We start from the raw sequence: 13,077 nt of genomic DNA on the forward strand, positions 1-13,077 counted from the left end.
AAAAATAGTTGCTCAACTCGCAAAACGCAGGCTTGAAAAAGCGGCCTTTGTAATGCTTGCGGCGACGCCCCCCGCGAAGGTGGCGCCGCCGGCGGCCCGGCAAAGTTGCCGCCGGGCGTTACCTCATGCCAAACAGGCGCTTACTGGAGAAGCTTCAGCACTTGTTGCGGCAGTTGGTTTGCCTGGGCCAGCATCGAGATACCGGCTTGTTGCAGGATCTGCGACTTGGTCAGGTTGGCCGTTTCAGCAGCGTAGTCCGTGTCTTGCACGCCCGAACGCGCCGAGGTCAGGTTCTGCGTCGTGGTCGACAGGCTCGAAATCGTCGACTGGAAGCGGTTTTGAATAGCGCCCAGGGTCGATTGCAGCGTGTCAACGGTGCTGATGGCCGAGTCGATCTGCGACAGCATCAGCGTGGCGCTGTTGACCGTCTTCACGTCGGCTTGTGCCAGGCTACCGCTCGTGGCGTAGGTCGTAGCTGCCGTCGGCAGGCCCAGCTTGGTCAGCGTTGCCGCCGTACCGCCGCTGATCTGGAATGCCTGACCCGAGCTGAGGTGCATCTTGCCCGTGGTGTCGACATACGCGTTCACGCCGCTGTTCGACGAGTTGATCGCGTTAGCCAGGTCGGTAGCGCTGTTCATCTTGCCGGTGATGTTCGTGGCCTTGCCGTTCACGGTCAGGACCAGGTCACCTGCAGCCAGCGTTTGCGAGAACGTCGATGCGACGGCGGTCGACGTGGTCGTCGAACCGGCGGCGGCACCGGCAACTGCCATGCCCAGCGTGGTGGCGTCGGCACCGGCGACCGTCAGCGTTTGGGCCGGGTCGGTGTTGGTGATCGCGATTTCGCCAGCCGAGTTGACCGAAGCGACGTTGCCCGTGAAGCCGGCGGTTTGCGCGGCGGTGTTGATCGCCGTTGCCAGGTCAGCCGAGCTGTTGTACGTGCCAGCCTTGACGTTGACGGCCGTGCCTGCGCCCAGCTGAACGGTCAGCGCGGCGACGGTGAAGCTCAGCGGGTTTGTGGCCGAGGACGTTTGAGCGACCGAACCGATGCTCGCGATCGTCATGCTTTGTTGCAGGTTGACCGAGATGGTCTGACCGGCGTTGGCGCCGACCTGGAAGTTCGCCGTGCCCATCGAGCCGTCGAGCACGTTCAGGCCGTTGAACGACGTTTGGGTGGCCAGACGGTTCACTTCAGCCAGACGCTGCTGAACTTCCTGGTCCAGTGCTGCGCGGTCCGAAGCCGAGTTCGTCGAGTTGGTCGACTGAACAGCCAGCGTACGGATACGTTGCAGGTTGTCGGTGATCGACGACAGGGCGCCCGCAGCGGTTTGCACCAGCGAGATACCGTCGTTGGCGTTGCGCTGAGCTTGCTGCGTGCCGTTGATCTGGGCCGACATACGGTCCGTGATCGCGAGGCCAGCGGCATCGTCAGCCGCGCTGTTGATGCGCATGCCCGACGACAGACGGGTGATCGAGGTCTGCAGGCCCGATTGCGACGTATTCAGGTTACGTTGTGCAACCAGCGAGAAGATATTGGTATTGATGACAGATGACATTTAGCCACTCCTTTCCCAAAATTTTTGGCTCCGGCTTAAGCGCCGTAACTTTGGCTCACCAGCCAATCGCCGAAAGCCGCCGTTGTAGGGGATATCGGACGGCCATTGGGAAAATTTAGGGTGATTTCACAAAATGCTCTCTCACCCCCCATCGACTGACCCCGTCGATGTCGGAAAAACGCTAGTGGGCCAGTCTACAAATTTCCTCCACGATTGATTCGTCAAGGAAAGGGGCAATGTGCCGCCTATTCATACCCTGTAAGGCTTAGAGAGGTGGCGACGTCTGGCGTCGCGCAAGTGGCGGGGAGGGCGATTCTCAACCGATGGCACGGTGCGGTGGGGGGAGAAAAATTTTTTTCCGCCGCCATGAGAATTCTTCGCGCAGAGGGTCTGCGGTGTCCGAAAAGGACATGGCCCGCTGTCGCGGGCCATGAAGTGAGTACTTAATTCGCAGAAAGTGTGAGGCCCGGAGCGCTATGCGCAGACCGGTCCCATCTCGGCGCTGACCAGGCCGTGTTGCATCACGTAGTACGTGAGTTCGGCGTTATTGTTCAGACGCATCTTCTCAAGCAGACGGGTGCGATACACGCTCACGGTCTTGACCGAGAGCGAGAGTGCGTTGGCAATATCGGTCAGACGCTTGCCCGAGCCGATCATGCAAAGCGTCTGGTACTCGCGGTCGGACAGGCGCTCGTGGGGCGGCTGGTCGGCGTCCGGGCCGAGGTAGTCGGCGAGTGTTTCCGCGACCATCGGGCTCACGTACTTACGGCCGGAGGCGACCTGACGCACGGCCGAGACCAGTTGCTGGGCGTTCGAGCGTTTGCTCAGGTAACCCGCGGCGCCGGCCTTGAGCGCGCGCAACGCGAACTGGCCTTCCCCATACATGCTGAAGATCATGATCGGCAAACGGGGATGTTTGCGTCGCAAGGTCTTGAGAATCTCAAGACCGTTCGTGTCGGGCAGGGAAATGTCGAGCAGGACAATGTCCCACTGGGCGGCGTCTGTCATCTCCAGCGCTTCCGCGCCGCAATCGGCCTCGCCGATGACGGCGATGCTCCCGCTATCGGAGAGCAATTGCCGGACGCCCTGGCGCACGATGGCGTGGTCGTCGACGATGAGCACTCTAAGCGTCATGATGCGTATCCGTGAAGAGCAAGCGATTCCGGGTCATGGAAGCCGGCCGGGGCCAGCAGGATTTGATGCCAGGGAAGCCGTGCACTTACGAGCGTTCCCGATCCTTGCGCACTACCAACACGCAGCGTGCCGCCGAGCGCCGTACAGCGCTCGCGCATGCCCACCAATCCGAAATGTCCCTGCTTGCGACGCGCGCCGCGGCCCAGGCCGCAACCGTCGTCGGAAATCGTGAGTTTGAGTGAACGATGGCCACCGTCGAGCGCCACGACAACGCGTGAGGCGCGTGCATGCCGGGCAACGTTGGTCAGCGCTTCCTGCGCGATACGGTACAAAGCCAGAACCGCGTCAGGGGAAAGATTGGCAACGCGCTCGCGCGTCACGTCGTCGCAGCGCCAGATGCACGTAAGACCGCTCTGCTCGCCGAAGCCGCGCAACCAGCCACGCAGCGCCGCAACGAGACCCGCGTCGAGCACGGGCGGACGGTTGCGGCCAACGAGTTCGTCAGCCGCGTCTTGTGCAGCGGTTGCCGCGTTCTGAATCTGGGCGCACAGGGATTGCCATTCGGCGGCGTCGGCCGGCGGGCGCGTGCCCAGACGCGCTACGACCAATTGCAATGCCGTGAGGTGTGCGCCAAGGCCGTCGTGAATTTCCTGTGCCAGACGGGTGCGCTCGGCTTCGCGAGCCGCATCGATCTTACGGGCGACAGATTGTGCCAACGGACGCGCCGATGCCCGCGCAGGGCGCGAGGCAGGCTCTGCCGGCAACGTCATGTCGCAGACGGCAGGCTGATCCGATACCGGCGTCGCGGCGCGCGCGTGCAACGTGTCGTTAAGCGACACGCGACGTCTCGCAGCCTGTGCGGCAGGATCGACGAGATACGGCATGGAGGCAAATCCCTGAGAGAAAAAGTCCCGTGCCGCAACCCACGCGGCGAGACCCACATTCAATTTAACAAACTTTACATTTCGTCACAATTACACGCAGCGGGCATCCGCGTGGTTGACAGCGAAGCGTAACTATTTGATTTGGATCAAGAAGTTTTAGCTTGCTTGAAGAGGATTCTGCGGAGGCCCCAAATATATCAGGGTTTGTCCTAGCATATCCAGTCGAGCGTATGTTTCAAACGACATTTTCGATCTAAACAATTGTAACGCCTTAATTTTTATCGTGACTTCATACAGTTGTGATTTTCTTTCAGGCGAGGGCGCGGGTATACCACGCGCATCATCGGTAAATTGACCTTGGTAACGTTCCCTATGGGGCGTTGTGTTCGGTCTCCGAATCTAGAGGGAGCGTGACGGTCACGATCAGGCCGCAGCCGTCATCGCCCGGCGCCAATGTCACCGTGCCGTGACTGGCCGCCACGATTTCCTTGACGATGGCCAGCCCCAGCCCGGTGCCGGGCTGACCCGGAGGGGCATTGCGGTAGAAACGCTCGAACACGCGCTGACGTGCCTCGGCGTGAATCCCGGGGCCATCGTCGATCACGCGCAGGCGGGCTGAATTGTCCCGGCGGTCGATAGCAACGGTCACACGTCCACCTTCGTGGATATAGCGGATCGCATTGTCGACAAGATTCATGACCATCGCGTGAAACAGCTCGCCATTGCCCGCCACCCACATGTGGGTCTCCGACGTTTCCAGCCCGAGATCGATGTTGCGCCGTTGCGCGAGCGCGACGAGTTCCTCGAGCACCCCCGCCGCCGCTGAGACCAGATCCACCCGCGAGCGCGAGAACGCCGGAGTGTCGGCCGCCTCGGCCTGCGAGAGCAGCAACAACTTGTTGGTCAGATCCGCCAGCCCGCGACTGCTCGTTTGCATGGCGGCGAGCACGTCGGCGAGCGCTGCACGATCGTCTAGCTGGGCGGCGAATTGCAATTGTGTGTCGAGCAGCGTGAGCGGCGTGCGCAACTGATGAGCCGCGTCGGCCACGAAGCGCCGCTGTTGCTGCGCCTGCGCCGAGAGGCGCTGGATGCAAAGATTGATGGCATCGACGATCGGGCGCAGTTCGGTTTGCAGTTGTCCCGCGCGGATTGGTACCAGTTCCTGCGGCGCGCGTCCGGCGACTTCGTCCTTGAGGCGGATGAGCGGATGCAATTCGACCGTCAGTCCGATGAGCACCAGCACGGCGGCGAGCGCGGCCATGGCGATTTGCCGGTGCAACGACGGCTCCCACAACTGCGCCAGCATCTCGTCGTGCGCGTGCATGGTTTCGGCCACCACCACCGCGACCTTGTGCGGCGTGCCCGAGTCGTACATCGTGCGCACGAAGCTGATGGCGCGCAGCGGCTCGCCGTTCACCTCGATGTTCGAGTAGGCCGGCACCGTCTTGGGAAAGAGCGCCGGATGCGGAAAGTCCGGCGGGCCGGCGAGCAGCCGGCCGTCTTGCGTGATGACCTGATAGAACACCCGGTCGCGCGCGGGAGACGCGAACAGCTCCAGCGCCGACGGCGGCACGCTCGCGCGCAAGGCCCCGTCAACCCACGTCAGTTCGCCAGCGATCACCTGTGCGGACGTGAGCAGCGCGCGGTCCTGCACGAGTTCCGCGGTGTCGCGCGCGCTCCGATGCGCCAGCCACGCGCTCGCCCCGATATAGAGCGAGAGCGGCAGCATCAGCCACATCAGCAGCCGCACGCGCAGACTAAGCATCTCTTTCGCGCAACAAATAGCCCAGACCACGCAGGGTCATGATGGCGGCACGGCTCGTTTCGAGCTTCTTGCGCAACCGGTGAATGTAGATCTCGATGGCGTCGGCGCTCGGTTCGTCGTCCAGACCGAACACGCCGTCGACCAAGGCACTCTTGGCGACCGTTTTGCCCTGCTTGCGCATGAGGATCTCGAGTACGGCATGTTCGCGCGACGGCAATGCGAGCGGCGCGCCCGCAATGGTGAACTGCCGTGTGCCCGTCTGATAGCTCAGATCGGCACACACGAGATCGGCGCTCTGCTCGGGCGAGTGGCGGCGCGCAAGCGCCTTCACGCGCGCGATCAACTCGCGCACCTCGAACGGCTTCACCAGATAATCGTCGGCCCCGGCGCCAAGACAGTCGACCTTTTCGTCGACCGACCCGCTGGCTGTGAGAATGATCACGGGCACGTTGTTGCGTCGCTCGCGCAGGCGTCGAAGCACGTGCTTGCCACCGAGTTTGGGCAACATGAGATCGAGCAGCACCACGTCGTACGTCTCGGTTTGCAGCAGACGGTCGGCCGCGTCGCCATCGCGTGCGGCGTCGACAGTGAAGTTGTCGTCGCGCAGCATGCGGGCGAGCCAGTGGGCCAGCGTGTCGTTGTCTTCGATCAGCAGCAGTTTCATAACGGCAAAAGCGGAATGCGACGGCGAGTGTGCCCGTGGAACCTGCGTAAGCCAACAGCGGGTAAACACCCATCCAATGAGAGTGAAAACCTGCATCGGGCGAAAGCTGGATGAAAGATTCGCTTCTCTACAATCGGGAGCATGGCAGAAGCGTCGACTGAGAAGACCGCTGCCCTGACCCTGCGGGCAACCACGCGAGGTCGGCCGGCGCCGCAATTGAAGGCTCGGGCCATTATCCCTAAAAACGATGGAGACACCACAATGCGAGCAAGCCTTGGCGTGCGTGCGCCGAAAGCCTTCATGAAACCTGTTCTGGCCGCCGTTCTCGGCGCCTCGCTGGCGTTGGCTGCCGTGCCCGGTTTCGCCGCCGATAGCGGCAAGATCACGATCATGGTCGGTGGCATCACGAAGATGGTCTATCTGCCGGCCAAGCTCGCCGAGCAGCTCGGGTACTTCAAGGAAGAGGGTCTGAACGTCGAGCTGCTGTCGCAGCCCGCCGGTGTCGACGCCGAAAACGAATTGCTTGCCGGCGCCGTGCAGGCGGTGGTCGGCTTCTACGATCACTCGATCGATTTGCAGAGCAAGGGCAAGGAAATCCAGGCCATCGTGATCTTCGGTCAGGTGCCGGGCGAAGTCGAGCTGGTCAACGCGAAGAGCAAGGACACCATCAAGAGCATGGCCGACGTGAAGGGCAAGACCCTTGGCGTGACCGGGCTGGGCTCGTCGACGAACTTCCTCACGCAATACCTCGCGGCCAAACATGGCCTGACCTCGGCACAGTATTCCGTGCTGCCGGTCGGTGCCGACAACACGTTCATTGCGGCGATCAAGCAAAACCGTATCGACGCGGGCATGACCACCGAGCCGACCGCCTCGCAGTTGCTCAAAACCGGCGACGCCGCCGTGCTGGTCGACATGCGCACGATGGAGGGCACGGTCGCCGCGCTGGGCGGCGCTTACCCGGCGTCGAGCCTTTACGTGCAACGCGCCTGGCTCGACAAGCACAAGCCCGAAGCGGCCAAGCTCGCGCGTGCGTTCGTGAAGACGCTCAAGTTCATCAATACGCACTCGGCCGCCGAGATTGCCGAGAAGATGCCGAAGGACTACTACGGCAACAACAAGGCGCTGTACGTGCAGGCGCTGCAGAACTCGCTGCCGATGTACTCGCCGGACGGGCGCATGCCCAAGGACGGTCCCGAGACCGTGCTCAAGGTGCTCTCCGCGTTCAATCCGAACGTCAAGGGCAAGCACATCGATCTGTCGAAGACGTACACCAACGAGTTCGTCGATCAGGTGAAGTAATCGCCGATCCGGCGCGATCCGTTCGCCACCCTTTGACCCTGTAATACCGGCGCGCGGTTTGTTCGACGCGCAGCCAACCGAGCCGTCCGCACCCGACAACCGTCCGGTGTGCGGGCGGGCTCACCCCCAAGAAACTGCAACGACACCGTCGGACCTTCGACGAAGCCACCGAGGAGCCGGGCACATGACCCAGACCATCACCCCCACGGCGCCGGCACGCGCTGCGAGCCCTGTCTCGCGTGACACGCCCGCCATTGAATTCGACAACGTGTCGTGCCGCTTCATCTCCCCGGATGGCAAGGCGACCGTCGCGCTGCGCAACTTCAGCATGTCGGTCGCACGCGGCGAGTTCGTCGCCATTGTCGGCCCTACCGGCTGCGGCAAATCGACCACGCTGTCGATGATTACCGGCCTGCTGCGCCCCACGGCGGGCAGCGTGCGTGTGATGGGCCAGCCCGTGAACGGTATCGATCCGCGCATCGGCTTCGTCTTCCAGAACGACGCCGTGTTCCCGTGGCGCAGCGTGCGCGATAACGTGGCTGCCGGTCCGCTGTTTCGCGGCCAGTCGAAAGACGCCGCTTACGCGCAAGCCGATGAGTGGATCAAGCGCGTAGGCCTCGACAAGTTCGGCAGCCATTACCCGCATCAACTCTCGGGCGGCATGCGCAAACGCGTGGCGCTCGCGCAGACGTTCATCAACAACCCCGAAATCCTGCTGATGGACGAACCGTTCTCGGCGCTCGACATGCAAACGCGCACGCTCATGCAAGACGAGCTGCTGCAACTGTGGTCGTCGACGTCGGGCTCGGTGGTGTTCGTCACCCACGATCTGGAAGAAGCGATTGCGCTGGCGGATCGCGTGTTCGTGCTCACGGCGCGCCCCGCCACGTTGAAGAACGTCTACACGATCGATTTGCCGCGTCCGCGCGTGATGTCGGAGATTCGTTACGAGCAGCGCTTTATCGATATCTCGCGCGAAATCTGGGCAGATCTGCGCGAAGAAGTGAAGATCGGTTGAGCGTGCGTGGCCCCGCCGGGGCTGCGTCAGTGAGTCAGCAGGTGAGTGATTAAGCGGGCCGTGTTGCCGTGAACTGCAACGTGTGCCTTTGCCGTCAGGAGGAGGGTATGAACATGAGTGAACAGGCCGTAATGGCAGGGTTCGGCGACGCCGATCTCGCGCGCGAGGAAGCCGTCGCGCAGCGCCGTATCAAACAACGTCGCGCGCTGGTGATTTTTCTGCGCGTGGCGATTCTGGTGGTCGGACTGGGCGGCTGGGAGTTGTCGGCGCGTCTGGGCTGGATCGATCCGTTCTTCTTCTCGCAGCCCAGTCTGATCGTCCAGCAAATTTATGACTGGTGCGTGGAGGGTACGTCGCAGGGGCCGCTCTGGACACAGGTGCTCGTCACGCTCGAAGAGACCGTGCTGGGCTTTCTCATCGGGGGTGTCGCCGGCGTGATCTGCGGCATTGTGCTCGGGCGCAACAAGCTGCTCTCGGACGTCTTCAGTCTCTATATTCAGATTGCCAACTCGATTCCGCGCGTGGTGCTCGGCTCGATTTTCGTGATCGCGTTCGGTCTGGGCATGGCGTCGAAGGTGGCGCTCGCCGTGGTGATGGTGTTCTTCGTGGTGTTCGCAAACGCTTTCCAGGGTGTGCGCGAAGCCGACCGCTACATGATCGCGAATGCGCAGATTCTGGGCGCGTCGCGCCGTCAGGTCACGATGTCGGTGGTGATTCCGTCGGCACTCTCGTGGATTCTCGCCAGCTTGCATGTGAGCTTCGGCTTTGCCCTCGTGGGCGCGGTGGTCGGTGAGTTCCTTGGCTCGAAGCAAGGCATCGGTCTGCTGATCTCGACCGCGCAAGGAGCGTTCAACGCGAGCGGCGTGTTTGCCGCGATGATCGTGCTGGCGGTCGTGGCGCTGGGCGCGGATTATTTGCTGACCTCGCTCGAGAAGCGTTTGCTGAAGTGGCGTCCGGCTGCGTTCAGCAACGAGTGAGTCCGCGAATCTGGCGCTAGCCGCCAGCGCATGAAAAAACGGCGCCATTCCTTGCGGATGGCGCCGTTGTCGTTTGACGGGGACGCGCGAGGCGTCCCGCTGTTTTACCGCGCTCAGATGTTGAGCTTCGTGACCTTCGTGCCTTCGATGTTCAGGTTCGCCATGAGACCGGCGTTGGTCATCACGATCACTTCCACCGGCGAGGTCGCGGTGTTCAGATCGACCGCACCGTTGGCACCGATCTTGACCAGTGCAACCGAGGCGTCGGCGCCGGCTGTCCACCCGTCGGTGCGCTGGAATTTGTCGAGCGCGTCCTGCGTCATGAACAGGAAGATGACGGCCTTGGACTGCGCACCGATCTGCAGACCGAACGACGCCGTCACCGTGTTGTAATAGCCCCTCGTTGCGCCGCCCACACGCAGTGCGCCTTCGCCGTACTCGCCGCCGACAACGAAACCGGCTTGCAGCACCGACGGGAATACGAGCACACCGCGCGCCTTGCTCACCAACTCGCGTGAGCCCTTCACGGAGGCATACATCTTGTCGAGCGCGCCGTTCACCGAAGCATCGATCTCGCGACGCTTATTGGCGTTTGCGCCGGCCGAGTTGTCGCTCTTGTCGGCCTGCGACGGCGTGGTCGTGGTACAGCCGGCGAGCGCGAACGCGGCGGCGGCGACTGCGACGGAAGTTTTCATCAGGAATTCGCGTTTTTGCATTTTCTCCCTCCAGGTAGCGCGTGTGCCGAGCGCGATGCGCGGCGGCATGGATGCGGATAAAACGTCTGGCCGATGCCGTGCCTCATGCGGGGTGCGGCGCTTCGGCATTGAAGCGGATGAAGAGATCGATCGTTCGGCATCCGATGGATGCGACCGTCGACTCGCGCGCGACGCCCGAAGGCCCGTTTCGCGATACCGCGAAAAGCGCGAACCGTGCGTCGGCTTGACGTCGATTATGCGGTCTCCATTGATATTGTCAAGAAAATAGCGCGACAAGTTCCGCTAACGTGCGGCTATCTTTGGTTAAGTTGTAGGTATCCGCCTACGTGCACTTGCGCACGTATTCTTCCTTAAGCGCTTTGCGCGGGTTAGTGCGTGTAGGAATGTCGACGCGATCGCCGGCGGGGGAGTCGACGCGCTTGTCCCGCGTATAAACCGGCTTGTCCGGCGTATTCGCGATCTTGTCGGCGAGCGCGCGGCATTCGTTGCGCAGTGACGGCGATCCGGCTCCGGAGGCGGCGGCCTGTTCGGCGGCCTGATCGCGCGCCGCCTTCGAGCATTGCTCGGGGGGAAGCGCGCGGCCGACGTTGTCGAAACACACGGGCGTTTGCGCGAAGGCGAAGCCGCTGAGGCTGAGCAGTGCAGCGGTGGTGGAGGCCTGCAAAAGGCGTTTGATCGGCGCGCACGCTTGCACAAATTCCGCAGTGCGAAGCATCTGAGACGTGAGCGTGCGTGATGCGGGTGCAGCGGACATCGGGGACAGCGTGGCGGTGCGGCGTGGCATCGTCGATCTCCTCAATGGGGCCCGCCGTGGCGCGGGTTCGCCTATTCTGGCACCGCCCCGGCCGTATTGTCGATAGCCGCGACGCCGTGCCGCGCCGCCAGGGTGCCCGGGCGGTCGGTGCGCAACTCCAGCCGGTAGCCCACGCCGTAGATCGAGCGCACGATTTCCTCGTCGGGCCGGATCGCCTGCAATTTACGACGCAGGTTCTTGATATGACTGTCGACTGTGCGGTCGGCCACTACGCGGTGATCATCGTACATCCGGTCGAGCAGGTGGGCGCGCGGGAACGTCTTGTCGGGGTGGCTGGCAAGCGTGGCGAGCAGGCGCAATTCGACCGGCGTGAGCGGAAGTTCGTGGCCGTCGAGTCGCGCGTGATGACGCACGGCGTCGATCACGAGGGCAGGCTGTTGCGGCGCGGCGGCGGCAGTGCCGCCATTGACGGAGGCAGCGCGGACCCGGCGCAGGATCGCCTTCACGCGTGCGACCACTTCGCGCGGGCTGAAGGGCTTGCAGATGTAGTCGTCGGCACCGAGTTCGAGTCCGAGCAACCGATCGGTCTCGGCGGCACGGGCCGTCAGCATCACGATCGGGACTTCGGAGATTTCGCGCACGGCGCGGCAGACTTCGAGACCATCCATGCCCGGGAGCATCAGATCGAGCAGCACCAGACGCGGCTCGGTCGCCCGCACGGCCGGGAGTACGTCGCGTCCGTCAGAGAGAATGCGGCACGGCATGCCGGCCACGCGCAGGTATTCCGCGAGCAACGCGGCGAGCTTGGGTTCGTCTTCAACGATCAGAATCGGGGCGGCGTCGGAGAGTGTCATCGCGTCGGTCGGTGATCGAAGGGCGGAATGAGGCGAGGCGGTCTGCGAAATCGAATGCATGGGAGACGGACTCAACACAAGGTCGTGAGGGCTTGGGTGGCAAAACCGGACGTGCTCGCACCGCACAACGATCCGGCGCACAGGCCGCTCGTACTGGCGGGCGCAGCGCGGTGACAGGGCAGTGTGATCGTCAGTGCGAGCCCGCCCAATGGAGAGTGCCGCGCAACGATCCCTCCGCCGTGCGCCTCCACGATGTGTTTGCACAGCGCGAGCCCCAGACCGGCGCCGCCGCTGCGCCGGCTGCGCGACGCTTCCACGCGGAACAGGCGCTCGAACAGACGTGGCAGGGCGTCGTCCGGCACACCCGGCGCCGAGTCTTCGATCTCGAGACGCAGTTGCGTGTCGGTCGATGACAGGTACACGCGCACCGCACCGCCACCGTCGGTGTAGCGCAACGAATTCTCAAACAGGTTGCCGAGCAACTGCGTGAGACGGTGCAGATCGCCGTTGACGAAGCGTGCATCGTCGGGGATATGGACGTTCAGCGAAATGCCCTTGGCCTCAAACCAGTCGCCGAACGCCGCCACCGACGTGGCCACGCGCTCGGTAATGTCGACGGGGGCAAAGTCGTAGGTCAGCGCGCCCACGTCGGAGAGCGACAGCTCATACAAGTCGTCGATCAGCTTCGAGAGCAGCGAAATTTCAACGCGCAGCGAGGCAAGCGCGTCCTGCGTGAGCGGACGTACGCCATCTTCCATTGCTTCGATTTCGCCGCGCAGCACCGAGAGCGGCGTGCGCAACTCGTGCGAGATGTCGGCGAGCAGGTCTCGGCGCAGACGGTCGTTGCGCGAAAGGGTGTCGGCGAGCCGGTTCAGGTCGACGGCGAGGCGCGCAAGTTCGTCGGTGCCGGCCGTGGGTGCGCGCGCGCTGTAGTCGCCCATCGCCATGCGGTGCGTGGCGTCCAGCAGCGGGGTGACGGGCACGAGCAGTCGCTGGGCGAGGCGCAATGCGACGGCGCCAAGAAGTGCTACGCCCAGCACCGTCAGGTACATGAGGTTGTCGCCGCGCAGCCAACTATGGCCGGTCATGGCGGCTCGCACCACGAGTGCCGTCGCCGTCATGGTGACCAGTCCTGTCGCGAAGATCGCGAGGAACAGCTTGCGAGTGATACCGGAGTTCATGCGCTGGATAACCGGGCTAAGGGTGGCGGCGGGTAATGGAACGAAAGCCTGACGGGGCGGGCCGGTGCGCGTGCCTGCCGACGATGGCGGGCCATTTTCTCAGCTTCGGGGAGGCGCGCGCCGGGCCTCCACAAATTTTCCTCTATTTGTGCTTAGTGGCTCCACGCCCACTTCTTACTATTCATCACGAAGCTGGCCGCCGTGCCATCTTCGCAATCTGCATACCGATCACACTTTTCGAACAAGACCGGATACGGCATCCGGGAACGGCGCGG

The 13,077-nt window shown here is 63.1% G+C and carries 12 protein-coding genes; 3 read left to right on the top strand and 9 right to left on the bottom strand.

Translation table 11 applies throughout. From position 1 onward, the window contains the following. Positions 1-140 precede the first annotated feature (140 nt). The 5 genes from AT395_RS00655 to AT395_RS00675 form a co-directional block, all read right to left on the bottom strand. A complete protein-coding gene (locus AT395_RS00655) occupies positions 141-1,553 on the bottom strand; it encodes a flagellin N-terminal helical domain-containing protein (protein ID WP_048628360.1) in 1,413 nt (470 codons plus the stop codon). Between the two features lie 474 nt (positions 1,554-2,027). Continuing rightward, the gene (locus tag AT395_RS00660; RefSeq protein WP_039366508.1) at positions 2,028-2,687 is read right to left on the bottom strand and encodes a response regulator; all 660 of its coding nucleotides are present in this window, start codon (positions 2,685-2,687) and stop codon (positions 2,028-2,030) included. Next, positions 2,684-3,571: a sensor histidine kinase gene (locus AT395_RS00665; protein WP_048628359.1), complete on the bottom strand. Its 888-nt coding sequence runs from the start codon at positions 3,569-3,571 to the stop codon at positions 2,684-2,686. Before AT395_RS00665 ends, AT395_RS00660 begins: the two co-directional genes overlap by 4 nt. A 370-nt stretch (positions 3,572-3,941) precedes the next feature. After that, on the bottom strand, positions 3,942-5,336 hold the full coding sequence (locus tag AT395_RS00670) for a sensor histidine kinase (protein WP_048628358.1): 1,395 nt from the start codon (positions 5,334-5,336) through the stop codon (positions 3,942-3,944). Then, positions 5,329-6,000 (bottom strand): response regulator, encoded by a 672-nt coding sequence (locus tag AT395_RS00675; RefSeq protein ID WP_048628357.1) that lies wholly within the window; start codon positions 5,998-6,000, stop codon positions 5,329-5,331. Before AT395_RS00675 ends, AT395_RS00670 begins: the two co-directional genes overlap by 8 nt. 300 nt (positions 6,001-6,300) lie before the next feature. Here AT395_RS00675 and AT395_RS00680 point away from each other — a divergent pair, with 300 nt between their 5' ends. From AT395_RS00680 to AT395_RS00690, 3 genes are all read left to right on the top strand, one after another. Further along, a complete protein-coding gene (locus AT395_RS00680) occupies positions 6,301-7,302 on the top strand; it encodes an ABC transporter substrate-binding protein (RefSeq protein WP_048628434.1) in 1,002 nt (333 codons plus the stop codon). Between the two features lie 184 nt (positions 7,303-7,486). Continuing rightward, positions 7,487-8,320 (top strand): ABC transporter ATP-binding protein, encoded by an 834-nt coding sequence (locus AT395_RS00685; protein ID WP_042113570.1) that lies wholly within the window; start codon positions 7,487-7,489, stop codon positions 8,318-8,320. Between the two features lie 107 nt (positions 8,321-8,427). Continuing rightward, positions 8,428-9,297, top strand: a complete 870-nt coding sequence (locus tag AT395_RS00690) for an ABC transporter permease (protein WP_042113569.1) — start codon at positions 8,428-8,430, stop codon at positions 9,295-9,297. A gap of 113 nt (positions 9,298-9,410) precedes the next feature. Here AT395_RS00690 and AT395_RS00695 read toward each other — a convergent pair whose 3' ends face one another. The 4 genes from AT395_RS00695 to AT395_RS00710 all read right to left on the bottom strand — a co-directional run bounded on the left by AT395_RS00695 (position 9,411) and on the right by AT395_RS00710 (position 12,802). Next, the gene (locus tag AT395_RS00695; protein ID WP_042113567.1) at positions 9,411-10,013 is read right to left on the bottom strand and encodes a BPSL1445 family SYLF domain-containing lipoprotein; all 603 of its coding nucleotides are present in this window, start codon (positions 10,011-10,013) and stop codon (positions 9,411-9,413) included. A gap of 322 nt (positions 10,014-10,335) precedes the next feature. Continuing rightward, positions 10,336-10,797 (bottom strand): hypothetical protein, encoded by a 462-nt coding sequence (locus tag AT395_RS00700; RefSeq protein ID WP_048628356.1) that lies wholly within the window; start codon positions 10,795-10,797, stop codon positions 10,336-10,338. A 41-nt stretch (positions 10,798-10,838) separates the two neighbouring features. After that, complete coding sequence (locus AT395_RS00705) at positions 10,839-11,621, bottom strand: response regulator (protein WP_042117545.1); 783 nt, start codon at positions 11,619-11,621, stop codon at positions 10,839-10,841. 71 nt (positions 11,622-11,692) lie between these two features. Further along, positions 11,693-12,802 (bottom strand): ATP-binding protein, encoded by a 1,110-nt coding sequence (locus AT395_RS00710; protein ID WP_053086335.1) that lies wholly within the window; start codon positions 12,800-12,802, stop codon positions 11,693-11,695. Positions 12,803-13,077 lie beyond the last annotated feature (275 nt).

The organism is Pandoraea apista, from assembly GCF_001465595.2.
Lineage (GTDB): Bacteria > Pseudomonadota > Gammaproteobacteria > Burkholderiales > Burkholderiaceae > Pandoraea > Pandoraea apista.